Source organism: Hafnia paralvei, from assembly GCF_020150375.1.
Classification (GTDB): Bacteria; Pseudomonadota; Gammaproteobacteria; order Enterobacterales; family Enterobacteriaceae; genus Hafnia; species Hafnia paralvei.
In genome coordinates, this window is sequence record NZ_CP083737.1 from 866,051 (window position 1) to 882,419 (window position 16,369).

Consider the following 16,369-nt stretch of genomic DNA (forward strand, 5'->3'; position numbering starts at 1 on the left):
TTTAGTTCAGTACTATTTGTGTTTTTTTGATTCTATCAATAGATTCATCTGTTATGCTATGGATGTTCCATCTTATTATATTTTATAAAAAATTCTCAGATGTTACTGCTATATTCTAGTTTTATATTTTAGTGATGGCTTTATTTCTCTAATGCTAAGGCCTAATCCCTCTAGCTGCCATTTCTGGCGTTACGCGGATGCTGTCGTCACCTTTGTAGGCTTCTTCGGGTACTGGATGTGGTTTGATGTTGAATATTTTGGTGAAAAGGTACCAAAGGAGTGCAAAGAACATATTAATCGGGAACATAATAAATGTGTATAATGGCCACATATATATTTTCAATGCTTTCTCTTCTGGATCGGTTATTTTAGAACAAAATGGCCAAGGAGCATAATGACGTAAAGCCTTGCAAGGAGAAATTGAAACGTTTGAACAGCCTATATCTGTCCATGCTAATTTAGTCGGGATGGGAAGTTCACTGTGCCCATTTCTGATAAAATTATTGATGTAATCCATGATTATTTTTATATTGTATCCATCATCAATCGATATGTTTTTGGTTAATATAGTTCCATTTTTTTCACGGCGGAAAAGCGATATTATTGTGCTGGCACCACCTGAGAATATAACATCGTCGACATTGTTAATGTATTTTTTGTTGTTGTAATATGTGTAGCATTCTCTTGTTTTTCGATTGAATACGATATTTGATGTTTTTGTGATGACTGATGTTGATGTATACTCAAATACCCAGGAAATAATACATAAAAACAACATGAGAGATGTTATTAATAATAGGTCATCATCGTATCCATTAATATAAGTAGCGTATAGCATATAACATGCTCCTACGTGAGTGAGCAATGTTACGAGTAGAAAAAACATACCATGAAATATACAGTAAAGTCTCTCTCGTGGCCTAATTTCAAGGCAGTTTTTACTCATGGAGACAAAACATTTATTAACTGCTATTTCAATTTTTTTATTATGGTCTGTTATGTTATTCATTTTAATTCCTAGAGCTAAGGCCTGTAATATGTAATTGATGGAATTGAACGCATGTATAGTTCTGGATCCATTTTATTTTCTGAAATAATGACCATTTCATTTGTATCTCCAGTATTGGGCTGGTATTTTAAATCCAATCGGGCTTGACCTCCATTTGGAGACGAGTCATTTTTGCTAAAACGCAGGAGAATCCCCCCATTTGTCTGAGGCGCTTCCTCTATGAGATAACCGGTTGATATATCTCTAATATCACTAATTCCTTTTATATAGTCTGGAAAATAAAGAACAAATTTAGGTGGTTGCATTCCAAACTTATTACTAATTATTTCTTCAGGTAACCACTGAGAATAAACAGTAGGATGTTTTAGATATTGAGCTAGTGTGGCATCGACCATAATGGGTTTATAGCGAATGTTGAAGTACTCTTGTAACGTTTCACTTAGCGATCCCCACCTATGCAGGTCTCTATCGGAGTTTTCATCTGCCATTAGTATACCAAACTCTGTGCGATTGACCCAAGCTTCATAAGGTGTGTGATTTCTTTCATCGGCCTCTAGCCCAAGCCATATACCAACACCAATTAAAGTTATACCAAGTATTACCCATCCAATAATAGGAATTAGTGCCATTGTACTGATTAATCCGCCAATGTGTAAAAGGAGCGCAGAACCGAAAAGCATAAGAAAAGCAGATCCTAATCTGAAGTATTTCCCATCAGTTTGATTTTTTATGGATTTCAATATGTCAGTTATAAATGTGAAAATAATTGCGCCCCATCCGAAAGTTAATCCAGCAACATCTGAAGCAAGTAATCTTGGTATCAGTTTTACGTAATACTCTCCTGCAACAGCGATTCCAGCATCTAAACTTTCGCGCACGGCTAAATTTTTTACCGATACCAGCGCTGCGTTTATTGTTGCCAACTCCCCTAGTCCTGCTGCCATAAAACTGCTTATATTAATCGCTGTGGGTTTTTCTTGGCATGTTTTTAGAGCGCTGAATAAATAAATACTGGCAAAAATCAATACTCCAGGTGAGACGATTGCTACACTAAATAGTGCACTTCTTTTTCCTGCAACATAATTTTCATTATATTTTGCACGTATTTCTGTTTCAGTGATAACTTTCAGATCACGTCTGTTGGGACCAGAGAAAATAGATGCTTTAGTGCTTTCTGATATCGCCAGCATATTACTCTCAGTCAATACCTCTAGGTTTTTTATCGCAGGAACTGCTTCTATAACATCACTGGTGATGTTATAGCGACTACGAAGAACTCCTAGTAACTTAGTTGCGTTATTTTCTTCTATTGCTTGTTCTACATGTTTAGTTAGGCTGGCAATTTTATCCCAAGATTTTCTTCCTTTAGTTAGTTTTAACAATGTCGTCTGGATGTTTTTAGCAATAATATCGGTACCTTGTGTGGCTTTAATAAAACTGAGTTTTTTAGAAATGGTCTGAATAATTAAATCCGGCGCACTTACCCATACACCTGCTGTACTTGCATCTTTTTCAAAAGGTCTATACGCGAGCAATGCTTGGTTTAAAGGGCTATTAGCATCGTTAATCCAATCCATGAACAATGTAGTGCGTGGATCTTTATCCTCTTGTCCTGGAAGCGGAAAACCAGCACCGTCAATAATCATTGCAATAGATAGTTCTAGGGAATAAGCTGATGCTTTGAAATAACGGTCATAGCTGCTTAAAGCACAGGCGATTGACAGTCGCATATATTGGTATTGTTGTTCGGTACTTTTTAGCCATGCGTGATGATCGATTGCGGAAAGCCGAGCCCGCTTTATCATAATCTCTAAATCATCTTGAACTTGTTTCTTCTCTTCTAGAAAAGCCATAAATTTTTGTTGATCAATACGTTTGGCAAACCTATGGCCGCCCTTACTACGAGATTCATCCGTCAGCAGCATATAGTGTGATAGATCGCGTTCACCATCCACCAGCGACTCATCCCCTTTTGATGCACTTAAGCTAATTAAGGTATTAAATATTAATTCGCTGATTGCATTTTTTTGGTAAAAATCTTCACTGGGTCTCTGTAATTTACTCACGTTTAACTGAAGTGCCAGTGGGAGATTAGAACCGGAGCCTTGGGCTTTTACATCGGCAGTTTGATGTGCATATAGCTTGGCAATAGAACCTGTGTCGATACCAATACCTTCCGCATCCAGCAAGGCAATCACCGCCGGAACCTTTGGAGCGTATTGCTTGAAATAGCCAGCCATTGACTTGAGCGTGTAGAGATCGGTTTGGTAGCATTCACCTTGGCTCCAACTCATATCAATTCTTATATCGGCGGGTTTGTACTCTTCAACCCATTGTTCTAGCGCAGCTAGAGGCATGATGTTTTTTTGGGTTGAAAAAGATTCGCTACAATTAACAAGCTCTGCTGGATCAACTGGCTGCATAAAAAGTTGGCGTGAGGCGATACTGCTTAAAATGTCACTGACTTGTTTTTGAGTCCACAGATGGGGGCTATAACCAACCCATACTTCAGTGGCATCGGCTTCAATCCAGATGTTGTGACTAATATTGCCGCTAGCGTAAGAATTGGTGGAACCGTATTGCTCTAAGTTTTGTATCAGAAGTTCTTGATAGAGCCCGTTACCCTCATGTTCGTGGATGATTAGCTTTTTGCCTTTTTCCGGCGAGGACATATAGGTGTAAACATAACCGCCACGTAATGCGCGCAGAGTGTATTTTGAACAGTGGAGTTCAGCAATACAGATAAAACCTTCTTCGAGCGTAAAACCACAGCCTTCCCATGCAAACTGCTGGGTGTCATCCGGTTTTTTAGGCACAATTCCGTAACGAACGGGGACTAGGGGAATACGCCCTTTAGCGCTGGTGCAAGGTTTGGCTGAAATAACGTTATCAGTGGTTGCCATAAAAAAGATCTCCTGAAAGTAATCGCTGTGCTTCCCTGCGTACTGATAATGGTGGAAGGTTGTTTTGCACAATGTGCTTGGCTAACTGGATGGAGGTGCCGTAACTTTGCAAAAATTGTTCACGTATCTGGCTTTCACTAACATTCTGTTCTGGTGGTCGGTAGGTTGTTAGGACAGCATTGGTGGCATCATAAAAATACCTCTGCTTATTTTCTGGAATCAGCAACCAATCACTCATCAACTGGTGATAAAAATATTCACTAGTAAAGTATCCTAGCGGGTTGTGAATCAGATAATCCAAAGCGTCGAGGCGGTCAACTACCGGCTGTTGCAGGTTGGCAAGCACACATACTGAGCGCTCATGGTTCATCTGTATCATGTGGGCAAAGAATGTATGAATGAAGCGTTGAACATGCTCTTGGCGCTGAATATTAAATTTTTGCAATTGATGCTGACAAGTTTTTACCAGTTGTAATGCACGTGGGTAATGTTCTTCAGTGCTGTCCGAACAAATTAATAGCTCTCGAGCTAATAGGGCGTCTGACTTTTGATGTTTGGCGAGAGAAATACGCTTTATTTCGCGAGAGGTTAGTTTCAGAACTGGAGAAAATAGCGTTTCACGATATTGTGATTGATATTTCCGCCAAGGATGTTGGCTATTGCCACTGTGGTAGTAATACACGTTTTGTAGTGGGCCAATCAAACGATCGCGTTTCTTGGCAGTCAGTGCGCTCAGTATGTCATCTAGAGAATTTGGCAGCCAGTTAAAGCGCACACAGTGACCATTGCTCATTACCAGCGTGGATACTGCGGCCAAATGTGACACTAATTCATCAATAGGATTTGTGCTGTGAATAATTAGACCAGCATGATGTTGTCCCCATAAGGCAATGAATTGTTCCAGGGTGGCCGCGTTTTCTGTTACTTCAATCAAAAGTGGACCTTTCTCCCTTTCTCGATCGTAGCGAGTATCCTCCCAAATCCAGTGATACAGGATGTAGGGATCGCTTTGCTTGATGATTTCTATCAGCGAAGGTGCTGGCGGAAAAACATCATCGTGCTTCTGCAAGCCGTTATAGGTGAGATGTTCGATAATGCGCGGCTGAAGCAGTAAATAAATCGGAAAATCGCATAAGGCGGCTTTGAGTTCCTGAGTATTCAATGCGTTTGGCGTTTCACGTTTATTTGTGCGCAACGACATTATTTATTTCTCTTTCTCGCATGGGCAGTCATCCAAAGGGCAGCTACCATCAGGTTGCATAGAGCACATGTCGTCAAAGGGTTTGCCCTCTTCGGGCGATTGTGAGGGGGCTCCAGAGAAAGAAGGTGCTGCGCCCATCGTTGCGGCCACAAGACCTTTCAGGAATATGTTTCCCTCAAGCGTTATTCCTTTTGCATCGAGGGTGATTTTGCCTGCAGGTCCCCGCAGTACGATTTTTTCACTGGCATCATGTAAAATTTGGGGGCTTTTCTGTTGCAGCTTTTTACTAGCGTCATGTAGAGACTCACCCACCACGCGATGGGTGTAATTACCACCAGTATCTATCTGATAGTTTGCTGTTACCTGCTCTTTACGATGATTGCCAATGTTCGCAATATAGTCTTTATTAATCTCTATTTTTTGATTGCGAGTAACAACCAGATAATCATCGTGAGTGATCGTAGTACGCCGGTCATTGCCGACTTCCCAGGTTTCATCGTGGCCAGTGATGTTTTTTCTGTCATGGTTGACGTTGACTACCTCATCGTTACCAACGGTTTCTGAGCGGTCATGACCAATTTGAGTCGTTTCGTCATTATTGACGGTGTTGAGTTGGTTCTTTTGGGCGCGAATATAAACCTGTTCGTTATCCGTTGCATCTTCAAAAGAAAGCTCGTTATAGCCACCGCCTTTATAGGTTTTGCTACGCAATACCATCTTGGTTTTATTACCAGGTAACGGATAAGGTGGACGGTTTTTTCCGTTATAGGTACATCCAGTGACAATAGGGCGGTCAATATCGCCATTCAGATAGGAAACGATCACCTCTTGCCCAACTCTGGGGATTGCCATCATACCAAAGCCGTTACCATTCCAGCCTTGAGCAACGCGTATCCAACATGACGCCTTTTCGTCCGCGTTGTTGTATCTATCCCAATGGAAATAAACGCGAATACAGCCATCTTCATTAACGTAAATTTCCTCACCTGAGGGGCCAACGACGGTGGCGACTTCATCTCCGTCAGCCTGAGGTCGGTAACGATAGGCTGGACGCCAGTCATTGCGACCCAGTACAAAAGTGAACTGATTTGTGAGCGTGGTACCACCGCCATTATCTTCTTCTTCCAGCGCTTCGGGCATTTTCCCATGATGGTCAATTGCGACGATTTGCCAGCGGTCATTCATTGATTCAACGGGATGTTCGATGATGGTGAAAATTCGACCAGGCATGAGCTTAATACAATTGGAGTGAGCTGTGCCCATCTGCGCATTTGCCTGTAATTGTTCCATGCGATAACGCACCAATGGTGCTGCCTCTGCATCCTGTTGAAAACGTCCATAGCTTTCAAAGACGGAATAATGTCCGCCACTTCTAGTGCTGGCTTGCTGCTTTAAAGCATACGAAGGTCGATGATAGTTGCGGTCTTTGTGAATGGCTTGCTCAGGGTGCATATGAGCACCAAAGCGCAGCGAGTGGATAATATCTCCTTGAATCGCACTCTTTGGATGTGGATTGTATGTCAGAGATGTCGCGACCAGCATACCTAAATGGGTGTCGCTATAGCACAATCCTTTATTATCAAACCAATACATAATGCCTTCCTCGGATGAAAGGCGATGGAAAAAGTCAAAATCAGACTCACGTTTTTGCGTTACATATTCCCGAGTTTGATGTGTGTCTTGAAGCTGGGTACAGTTAGATTGCACATTATTTTTTTGTAGTAACGCGCGTAAGATATCGGGTACGGATTGTAGTTGATAAATGCGGCTGTCTTGATTTAGCGTCATGGCCCACATTTCAGGGCGAATAGTAAGGTAGTAGAATGTCCGTCGAAATCCGCTATCGCCTCGTTCGGCGCTTGCGACCACGCCAGTAATGGTTCGTTGTTCTTCATTATCCACGTTAATCGTCAACGATGCTTGCTGCAGTAGCTGCTGATCTAAATCGATGTCGTTGCGAGGGCTCACTAGGGTCAGTGTTAGTGTGAAGAGCGCGCAGAGTTCCTCATTAAGATGAAACTCAGCTACGTCAAATGTCTCGGCAGCTAAGCCACCAATTTTGCAAGTGAAAAACAGCCCTGTTTTTCTTTTCATAACATATCCTTACAACATTGGGTGATGACCTTGAACATGGCCGATATGCCACCGTTCGTTAGTTCGCTGGTTGATAACGTCTAAATGAATAAAGCTGTTGGTGTTTTGACTAACGGATAATACGTAGCTCAGTGAGACGGCAAACTGATACATCTCACCTACGTTGGCATAACAGTCAGGATTAAGTGTCAAGGTGACAGAAACTCCCCTGTTGGGGCTTCCTTTCACCAGCCAATCCATTGGTTTTGTCACTGCCGACGTGATTCCTTCAATGCTGCGTTGAATAAATTCACTCTGGGTGAGGTTGCTTTGCTGATGAAAATCAAACTGGCGCAGTAAATCCTTTAGATGAGAGGTGTCTTTGAGCACTAAATAATTGAATGATAACAGCGAGAGTAAACGCCAGTGTTGATGGCTATCAGTTATGCCACTATAGCCTTGCGAACAGGGCGTGAGGTTAGTTACCGATAGCTCATTCGGAATCTCTTCCCCTGTCATCGTTATTTTGCCTGAGTCCAGATGAGACGCAGCAGGATCCCAGCTAATGTAATGGCAAACTAAGGGGGGGAGTTGGGTATCCTCGAGTTGACCATTTGCCAGATAAAATTGGATTTTGCTCTGGTGTTGACCCGATATTTGAGTCTCTTCATGTATCGAATAGAAATAACGTTGAGTGGCGCTATCATCCAATGGCATAGAATACGGCACGGTGGCGCTGGTCAGGGGGACAAACTGAATATTGCTCCCAGTGTTTGTTGTGTCAGGCTCTTGATTAGCATGTATACCTGAGACTTTGAATACGTTCTGTTCCTCTAGCAGACAGGTTTTTTTGCCAAAAGGAACGTAGATTTCAGGTGTGTTTTTAGCTGCTAAATTGACTGCCGGACAGCAGTGGAGGATAAAAGCATCATCTATATTTTCTATGGGCAGTTGTTTATTAAAACTAAAAGTAATAGAAACAGTTCGGTCTTTGGTCAATGGTATAGCTTTATATTCTGATGAGAGATTGAGAGTTATAAAGTTATATATATGCGGGAAGTACAAATATTCAGCAAATGCCTGTAATGCCCAATAACGCTCATTTTCTGCGGGAATAATGAGTTTGCTGGCGTTAGGGGCGCATTCCTCAATCGGGGAATTAATTCGGATTCGTTGCTCGTCAAAACATATATATGTTTTTGTTAGATATTGGGAGAACCATAATTTCAGTAGCGCTGCAGTGGATTTATCATGGCTTAGAAATAATATGATTTTTCCTGGTGACCATGTAGCGCTAGAGCCATAGTGCCGAAAAGATAGTGTGATCTCGTTTTTATCCAGTTCTTTAATCATCGTCCTATTTTGTACGGCTATCGGTTCTATGTGGAGATGGGAACGAGTAATAAAAGTTATTGGTGGCTCATGTTGTGAGGTGTGTATGTGGCTATTCTCAGCGATGTCGCATGGGTATTCATCTGCACAACCGATGTCATTGAGTTCAGCAAAAAACTGAACAATACTCGTCGCAGGGAGTGGTCTTAGTGGCATAGGCCAGATTTTTGATAGCAGAGGATTGGTAACTTCAGGTATGCCATCTTCAATTTTTTGCTTTAGATGCCCAGATAAAAACGAAAACCCAGAAAATAATCTCTCTACGTCGGGATCGCTACCGCCGGCCAGAAACGGTGCTAGCCTCGGGTGATCTCTGGATACTTCAATGCCACGTAGACGCAAATACTCCATCTCGGTGCGGAAATAGCTCTCGAATGGATTCATATTGTTCTTAGTAAATTATGTTTAATATATTTTTTAGCAAACGCATTCTCGTTGTGAATTTAATGCGTTTTTTTTGATGGTTAATAATGTTATTTAAAACAATTACGGGAAAATTAAAACTTAATATTGAGTTAATTTTCTATTACCATTCTTCATTATCATATTGATAATTTTTGCTTATCTTTCTGATATTTTTTTTGCATAAAAAAACGCCCAACATTGCAGTTAAGCAATGTTGGGCGTTGGTTTCAACTTTGGCTGAAAAACTTATCCTTCAGCGGCTACGCGCAGGCGACGTTTGATGTTGTCGTACTCACGTACTACGTACTGTTCGGCTTCTTCCTGATCTTTGATTGCATCAACGCTGACAGCACAGTATTTGTACTCAGGCGTTTTGGTAATCGGACTCAGGTTTTCTGCTACCAGTTCGTTACAGGCACCGATCCACCATTGGTACGTCATATAGACCGCCCCTTTATTTGGACGATCGCTGACCGCTGCGCGGGTAATGACTTTACCCTGTCGCGAACGTACCCAAACCAGCTCTTGGTCGCGGATGCCAAAACGTTCGGCATCTGCGGTGTTGATTTGGATATACCCCGGCTCATCGGCCAATGCGGCTAACGCTTTACAGTTCCCGGTCATAGAGCGGCAAGAGTAGTGGCCTACTTCACGTACGGTAGCGAGCACCATTGGGAATTCGTCGCTGACTTTATCAATCGGCGGACGCCATTCGCAGGTATAGAACTGGCCTTTCCCGTTCGGCGTATCGAAGTTACCGCCTTCGTACAGGTATGACGTTCCTGGACTGTCGAGCGTTGGGCATGGCCATTGAATGTAGGCCAAATCGGCCATTTTTTCGTAGGTCGCGCCGTAGTAGATCGGGCACAGTTCGCGCAGTTCATCCCAGATTTCCTGCGTATTGTTGTAGTGCATCGGGTAACCCATCGCGGTGGACATCAGGCTAATGATCTCCCAGTCGCGTTTGACATCACCTTCAGGCTCTACCGCTTTGTAGAAGCGTTGGAAACCACGGTCGGCTGCGGTGTATACCCCTTCATGCTCGCCCCAAGAGGTTGCAGGTAGTACAACGTCTGCAATCGCGGCGGTTTTGGTCATGAAGATATCCTGCACAATCAGAATATCTAGCTTTTCAAAAGTACGGCGGATAGTGGCCAGATCCGGTTCGGTTTGCAGCGGATCTTCACCCATCACGTAGTGTGCTTTGATCAAGCCGTGATCGATATTATGTGGTACTTCGCTCAGCGCGTGACCGATATTCGCTGGCAGGGATGGAACACCCCAGGCTTTGGCGAATTTTTCACGAGCGGCTTCGTCAGTCACATACTGATAACCCGGATAAGTGTTTGGCAGCGCACCCATGTCGCAGGCACCCTGAACGTTATTTTGTCCACGAACTGGGCCTACACCGACGTGTGCTTTACCCAGATTACCCGTTAGCAATGCTAGGCTGGTTAAGGTACGCACGGTTTCTACACCCTGGTAGAACTGGGTAACACCCATGCCCCATAGAATGGTTGCCGTTGGTGCTTTGGCATACATGCGGGCTGTTTCACGGATCATCTGAGCACTGATACCGGTGATCTCTTCAACCGATTCTGGTGTGTATGGCACCACCAAATCGCGGAAGGTTTCAAACTCTTCGGTATGCTGTTCGATGAACTCACGATCGTGAAGATTTTCTTCGATGATGACGTGTGCCAAAGCGTTCAGCAGTGCAATGTTAGAGCCGTTTTTCAGCGGAACATGAATGTCAGCGATACGCGCGGTTTCAATGAAACGCGGGTCGCAAACAATAATTTTAGCCCCTTTCGCTTTCGCCTTGATGATGCGGCGAGCCACGATAGGGTGGGAGTCTGCGGCGTTATAACCGAAGACGAAAATGCATTGAGTATCTTCAATCTCAACGATTGAGTTACTCATGGCGCCGTTACCGACCGATCGCTGCAGACCTGCAACCGAAGGGCCGTGTCAGACGCGCGCGCAACAATCGACATTGTTAGTGCCGATGGCTGCGCGGGCAAATTTTTGCATCACATAGTTAGTTTCATTACCAGGACCGCGGGAAGAACCGGTGGTCATGATAGCGTCAGGGCCGTATTTCTCTTTCACAGCCAGTAAACGGGAACTGGCGAACTCAATGGCTTCTTCCCATGAGACGTTTTCCAGTTTTCCACCGCGTTCACGACGGATCATTGGTGACTTCAAGCGCGGAGTCAGGATTTTAGTATCGTGGATAAAATCCCAGCCGTAATACCCTTTCAGGCACAGCTCGCCTTGGTTCGTCACGCCATTCGCACCCTCAGCGCGAATGATTCTACCGTTATCGACCACCAGATTAATTTTGCAACCTGATGCGCAATAAGGGCAGACCGTGATGACTTTCTTCATCAACATTGCTCCTATTTTATTCAGCCGGAAGGGACAGAACCCGGCTCATATTCATATCGCTCGGCAATCCAAGCGTTATTTAATGTTTATTCACCCTATTTATATGCATGTACTGTGCCAATTTGATACCCCTTGAGGGGGATGGCTAATGCCTTGAACTATAAGGGGTCTAGGGGGAGGAGTATGCTGATCGACATCATCAAAGAGGTGACGAGTTCGACAGTTTTGTCGATATTTGATGGGGGATGGGAATGGGAGCAGTGTGAGGTTTCGTACGCCTAATGTACCGAAACCGACATACACTCCGTGCAGGCGTCCGAGTTGGGGGGCCAATCGCTGCCCCCCAACACCCCAGCTTGGCACCGTTCTTCAGCCTGCTTCGCAGGTGCCCGAATCTCGTCATTCCGGCCTTAACGGAACGAACGGCAATCGCGAGTATTCGGCGCATCCCTGCGCCTCACCCCTTCGGGGCCAACGCAAGCGTTGTTCAAATTTGCTCCAGGCAAATTTGTCCATGCCTCCGTCGTTCTTTCGCCGACGTCCCTGTCGGCGAATCCTAGCCTTCATTCCTCCCTTCGGCTGAAGAACAACGTGCCGGAAAAGGTCAAAATCAAAACAAAAAGCGTGGCCGGTTTTTAGTTTAAGCATTCGTAGAGAGAGCCGGCACGACAGGGATGTCGTGACGGAGTTTGGGGCGCCCTGGATGGGCGATACCAAACCGGAGCGGAGATGGCGTCTCGGATAAAAGCGCGCGAGTTGAGAGCCCCCGCGCAACGGGGCTCTCATCGGTCGCCTTCGCCAGCGGGTCCATGGAAACGCATGTACTGACCGGCGAACGAAACATTACACCATGCTTGTATAGTTAGTACTTAATCGGAGTGAAAATGCCATCCCAGTCAACGACATCGATCATTTCAGCTCTGACTGCTCACCCCAAACTCATCCTCACATGCCACCAGCAGCTCAAATCCTCCCTGTTCACCCCAGTGGCTAAGGCGTTGATAAACGGTATCAACGGCGTCTTTGACTGGCTGCATCATTGGCGCGTAGAACGCGACAATCGCGGGTTGAATGCCCACGAAGGTGATGTCAGGAACATCTTCGCGTAGCTGCTCGATCAAATAGCTCAGCGGTAGGTTATGCGTGGTGACGATAAAAAGTTCTGCGATGTCTTTCTCATCAATGATACGGATTTCACCCGGTTCTAAGCCCATTTCGGTGGCGTCGACGATAATCAGACGCTCGGGTTTCATCTCACGAATAGCATGAGAATAGCTTTCTGGAGACGTGCCGCCGTCGATAACTGCCCAGCCTTCTACTGGGTGAGCGGTCACTTTCTCAGCCAGTAGGGGACCGGCACCGTCGTCCCCCATCATGCTGTTGCCAACGCATAGCAGCAGGTTTTTTACGGGGCGGATGTTCTCTTGCAAGGAATTAGCCATCGCGTCTTTTCACCATCAAATAGATTGCGGGTTCATTTTCGATCATCTGCAATGCAGCGATCAGCGCATCCGTCCATGTCTGTTCTTGCTCATTCATCTGCGGTCGTGCTTTGTCTAACGCGCAGGCCAGCATATGCGTGTGGGTACTATCAATGCAGATTTCACCATAGCGAGGCAGCCCTTCCAGTTTGCGGCGCGCAGTACTCTCTTCCGGCAGCTTAGCAACCCACGCCCGATAACCGCTCAGTGGGCACTCCAAACAGGTTTTTAAGCAGTCGATCACGCCAAGGTGATGACCAATCGCGAGACTGTAATAAATCACTTCCTTCGCTTCCTGCGGAGTTCTGTCCTCATCTTCCTTTTTCTGCACGAATTTCCGGCTGAGGGAATAGAACACAACCATTGGATCTTGCTCATGATAAGGCTGGTGACGGGCGTGGTCGCTCATTAGACGTTGCCCCCTCGTGCTGCGTCATGACACACCGCTTGTAAGCGGGAGATAATCTCGGTTAAGCGAGGATCGTTTTCATGAGCTAAGAACTGCGCTACGCGCGCTTCCACAGTCAGATCGTTTTGTTGAGCGAGCAGATCCATGAATTTATCAGCGATCTGACGACCGTAACGGTAGCCAGACATACGACGAGCTTCGCGGTCGATCATCACGCGCAGCTGTTGTGGGATCGCAGGGTGCAAAATAGTCGCCTGTTCATCTTCACTCTGCTGGTGGTGTTCGCCCTTCAGCTTTTGATCCAACAAACCTAACGCCATCGCAAAACCGTAGATAGTCGCGGCAGGTGTTGGCGGGCATCCTGGGATATAGACGTCAACCGGAACAATTTTGTCTGTGCCACCCCAAACGCAGTACAGATCGTGGAAGATGCCGCCGCTGCAGCCACAGGCACCATAAGAGATCACGATCTTTGGATCGGGCGCAGATTCATAGGCGCGGATCGCGGGAATACGCATGGAACGGGTAACTGCACCGGTAAACAGCAAGATATCTGCATGGCGTGGTGATGGAACGACCTTAATCCCGAAGCGTTCAGTGTCAAACAGCGGAGTGAGCGCCGAGAAAATCTCGATTTCACAGCCGTTACAGCCACCGCAGTCAACGCGGTAAACATACGCCGAACGGCGAATGTCTTTTAACAACGTGCTTTTGAGCTTGGCAATCTGCTCATCTACGGTAATCGGAACGGGTAAACCGTTGGCGTCGCGTGGGCCAATAATGGGTGAATTATTGACGGGCTGTTGCGTGATAATCTGGCTCATTGTGCCGCCTCCTGAGTCAGGTGACGTCCCAGCGTAATGCGTGCTGAGTGGGTAATATTGTGTTTACGTTTGCAGTTCGGACAGGTTTCAAACTGTGGACGGCGTTCTTCGGCCTGCTCCTCGGTTAGATTTCCTGCCTGCACCAGAAGGGCCATGGCGTAATCGATCTCTTTCTGTGCTGCGTAAGGCGCACCGCATTCAACACAGTTGCACACCTTGAACTCAGCTGTTTGAAACAGATCGTTTTTGTTCCAAACGGCTAGCTCAAACTCAGGTGTCAGCTTGATTGCGGCGGTTGGGCAGACTTCTTCACAGCGCGCGCAGAAAATGCAGCGCCCCAGATGAAGTGACCAAGTGCGCGTCCCTTCACGTGCGTTGGTTTCCATCGTTAACGCGTTGGCAGGGCAGGCGGCGGTGCAGGCACCACAAGCGATGCACTGCTCTGGATTATATTCAGGCTTGCCGCGAAAGTTCGGATCAACCTGCATGGGTTTGGCCGGATAAGCTACCGTGGCATCACGATGCTTAAAGGCCGTTTTTAATAATTTCAGCATGACGTTTCTCCTGACCTTACTTCAGCGGTGAGTCTTTACGTTCCAGACCATAACGCTCGATTTCTTTGTACGGTACGGTAACGGACTTGCGCTTACGCACGTCTACCAGCGTTACGCGGTCAGTACAGGAGTAGCAAGGATCGAGGCTACCAATGATCAGCGGCGCATCGGATACGGTGTTACCACGCAGCATGTAACGCAGCGTTGGCCAGTTTGAGTAAGTGGCTGCACGGCAGCGCCAGCGATACAGTTTCTGGTTGTCACCGGTCATTGACCAATGGATATCGTCACCGCGCGGTGCTTCGGAGAAGCCTAACGCAAAGCGGTTAGGGATATAGGTGAAACCTTCTACCGACAGCGGGCCGCCCGGCAGGTTATCCAGACCAAAGTCGATCATGTTCAACGCGGTGAAGACTTCGTTTACGCGAACTTTCACACGGGAGATGACGTCGCAGCCGGTTTCGGTGTGAATTTCCATTGGCAGCAGGTCGTAGCCTGCAAATGGATGATCGACTCGGGTATCACGGGTGTGTCCGCTTGCACGAATCATGGGGCCGACGTTACTGAAATCGCGAGCAATCTGTGGATCCAGACGACCTACGCCTACGGTACGCTGTTCCATATTGGGTGTGCTAAATAGGATATCGACTAGCGTTTTCACTTCAGCGCGCATTTCGGCAGCCAGAATGCGGGTTTTGATCATGTCGTCTTTCAACAGATCGCGACGAATTCCGCCGATCAGATTCAGACCGTAGGTCTTACGCGCACCGGTCAGGATTTCCGCCATCTTCATCGATTTTTCACGTACGCGGAAGAACTGCATGAAACCGGAATCAAAGCCGACAAAGTGGCACGATAAGCCGAGGTTTAGCAGATGACTGTGTAGACGTTCTACTTCGAGCAGAATTGAGCGAATAGCCTGCGCACGTTCTGGTACCTGAATGCCCATCGCATTTTCTACCGAAGTGGTATATGCGGTGCTGTGGGCAAACCCACAGATGCCACACACACGGTCAGACAAGAAGGTCACTTCGTTGTAGCCCATGCGCGTTTCGGCCAGTTTTTCCATGCCACGATGCACATAGAACAGACGATAATCGGCATCAACGATATCTTCACCATCAACGAACAGGCGGAAGTGCCCTGGTTCATCAGAGGTGATATGTAGCGGGCCAATAGGAACAATTTTTCCGCTTTTGCTTTCGTTGATAAATGGATAGGTTTCAACGTCGGTGGTTGGTGCAGGGCGCTGGCGATAATCCATTGAATCTTTGCGTAGCGGATACAGTTCATCCGGCCAATCATCGGGCAGAACCAGACGGCGTTCGTCGGGCAAACCCACGGGAATGAGGCCATACATATCGCGAACTTCACGCTCGCCCCAGACCGCAGCGGGCACGCGTGGGGTGACTGATGGGAATTCTAGCGTTCTCTCATCGACCAGTGCTTTTACCGTGATCCAGCATTTGGTGCCGGTTTCCATGGATAGAACGTAGTAAACCGCATAGCTACCGCACAGCGGGCGCTCGTCGTTGCCGAACAGAACGGATAACCAGCCACCCTGCTTGTAATACAGAAACTCGACAACTTCCGGCAACATATTGGTTTTAATGGTGATGGTTGCCTGAGTATCGGTCTGCCAGCTTTCGTCCAGAATCGCTGTGGGAAACTGCTGACGCAGTTCCTGAATGTAATGTTGACCTGTTTTTTGCTGATTCATGAGCCGC

11 protein-coding genes are annotated in these 16,369 nt (G+C 46.2%); all 11 read right to left on the reverse strand.

Features of this window, described 5'->3' with window-relative positions; all coding sequences use genetic code 11:
- Positions 1 to 154 precede the first annotated feature (154 nt).
- The 11 genes from K9N75_RS03970 to K9N75_RS04020 all read right to left on the reverse strand — a co-directional run bounded on the left by K9N75_RS03970 (position 155) and on the right by K9N75_RS04020 (position 16,362).
- Entirely contained in the window at positions 155 to 1,009 is an 855-nt protein-coding gene (locus tag K9N75_RS03970; RefSeq protein WP_224452240.1) for a hypothetical protein, read from the reverse strand.
- Positions 1,010 to 1,023: 14 nt separating this feature from the next.
- Complete coding sequence (locus tag K9N75_RS03975) at positions 1,024 to 3,912, reverse strand: T6SS effector BTH_I2691 family protein (protein ID WP_224452241.1); 2,889 nt, start codon at positions 3,910 to 3,912, stop codon at positions 1,024 to 1,026.
- A complete protein-coding gene (locus tag K9N75_RS03980) occupies positions 3,899 to 5,113 on the reverse strand; it encodes a DUF4123 domain-containing protein (protein ID WP_224452242.1) in 1,215 nt (404 codons plus the stop codon). Before K9N75_RS03980 ends, K9N75_RS03975 begins: the two co-directional genes overlap by 14 nt.
- 3 nt (positions 5,114 to 5,116) lie before the next feature.
- Positions 5,117 to 7,207: a type VI secretion system Vgr family protein gene (locus K9N75_RS03985; RefSeq protein ID WP_224452243.1), complete on the reverse strand. Its 2,091-nt coding sequence runs from the start codon at positions 7,205 to 7,207 to the stop codon at positions 5,117 to 5,119.
- 9 nt (positions 7,208 to 7,216) lie between these two features.
- Positions 7,217 to 8,962 carry a type VI secretion system baseplate subunit TssF gene (locus K9N75_RS03990; RefSeq protein ID WP_224452244.1) on the reverse strand — a complete coding sequence of 582 codons (1,746 nt, stop codon included), beginning with the start codon at positions 8,960 to 8,962 and terminating at the stop codon, positions 7,217 to 7,219.
- 267 nt (positions 8,963 to 9,229) lie between these two features.
- Entirely contained in the window at positions 9,230 to 11,374 is a 2,145-nt protein-coding gene (gene fdhF, locus K9N75_RS03995; RefSeq protein WP_224452245.1) for a formate dehydrogenase subunit alpha, read from the reverse strand.
- Between the two features lie 914 nt (positions 11,375 to 12,288).
- Positions 12,289 to 12,816 (reverse strand): hydrogenase maturation peptidase HycI, encoded by a 528-nt coding sequence (hycI, locus tag K9N75_RS04000; protein WP_008815123.1) that lies wholly within the window; start codon positions 12,814 to 12,816, stop codon positions 12,289 to 12,291.
- On the reverse strand, positions 12,809 to 13,264 hold the full coding sequence (locus K9N75_RS04005) for a formate hydrogenlyase maturation HycH family protein (RefSeq protein WP_039185524.1): 456 nt from the start codon (positions 13,262 to 13,264) through the stop codon (positions 12,809 to 12,811). Before K9N75_RS04005 ends, hycI begins: the two co-directional genes overlap by 8 nt.
- A complete protein-coding gene (locus K9N75_RS04010; RefSeq protein WP_004091671.1) occupies positions 13,264 to 14,088 on the reverse strand; it encodes an NADH-quinone oxidoreductase subunit B family protein in 825 nt (274 codons plus the stop codon). The genes K9N75_RS04005 and K9N75_RS04010 overlap by 1 nt, the downstream gene beginning before the upstream one ends.
- Entirely contained in the window at positions 14,085 to 14,642 is a 558-nt protein-coding gene (locus tag K9N75_RS04015) for a formate hydrogenlyase complex iron-sulfur subunit (protein WP_008815125.1), read from the reverse strand. The genes K9N75_RS04010 and K9N75_RS04015 overlap by 4 nt, the downstream gene beginning before the upstream one ends.
- 16 nt (positions 14,643 to 14,658) lie before the next feature.
- Positions 14,659 to 16,362, reverse strand: a complete 1,704-nt coding sequence (locus K9N75_RS04020) for a hydrogenase large subunit (RefSeq protein WP_224452246.1) — start codon at positions 16,360 to 16,362, stop codon at positions 14,659 to 14,661.
- Positions 16,363 to 16,369 lie beyond the last annotated feature (7 nt).

Bases quoted from the DNA above. Each gene is read 5' to 3' on its own strand.
- K9N75_RS03990 (WP_224452244.1), bottom strand. From the start codon at position 8,962: ATGAATCCATTCGAGAGCTATTTCCGCACCGAGATGGAGTATTTGCGT.
- K9N75_RS04015 (WP_008815125.1), bottom strand. From the start codon at position 14,642: ATGCTGAAATTATTAAAAACGGCCTTTAAGCATCGTGATGCCACGGTA.
- K9N75_RS04010 (WP_004091671.1), bottom strand. From the start codon at position 14,088: ATGAGCCAGATTATCACGCAACAGCCCGTCAATAATTCACCCATTATT.
- K9N75_RS03980 (WP_224452242.1), bottom strand. From the start codon at position 5,113: ATGTCGTTGCGCACAAATAAACGTGAAACGCCAAACGCATTGAATACT.
- K9N75_RS03975 (WP_224452241.1), bottom strand. From the start codon at position 3,912: ATGGCAACCACTGATAACGTTATTTCAGCCAAACCTTGCACCAGCGCT.
- K9N75_RS03985 (WP_224452243.1), bottom strand. From the start codon at position 7,207: ATGAAAAGAAAAACAGGGCTGTTTTTCACTTGCAAAATTGGTGGCTTA.
- K9N75_RS04020 (WP_224452246.1), bottom strand. From the start codon at position 16,362: ATGAATCAGCAAAAAACAGGTCAACATTACATTCAGGAACTGCGTCAG.
- hycI (WP_008815123.1), bottom strand. From the start codon at position 12,816: ATGGCTAATTCCTTGCAAGAGAACATCCGCCCCGTAAAAAACCTGCTG.
- K9N75_RS04005 (WP_039185524.1), bottom strand. From the start codon at position 13,264: ATGAGCGACCACGCCCGTCACCAGCCTTATCATGAGCAAGATCCAATG.
- K9N75_RS03970 (WP_224452240.1), bottom strand. From the start codon at position 1,009: ATGAATAACATAACAGACCATAATAAAAAAATTGAAATAGCAGTTAAT.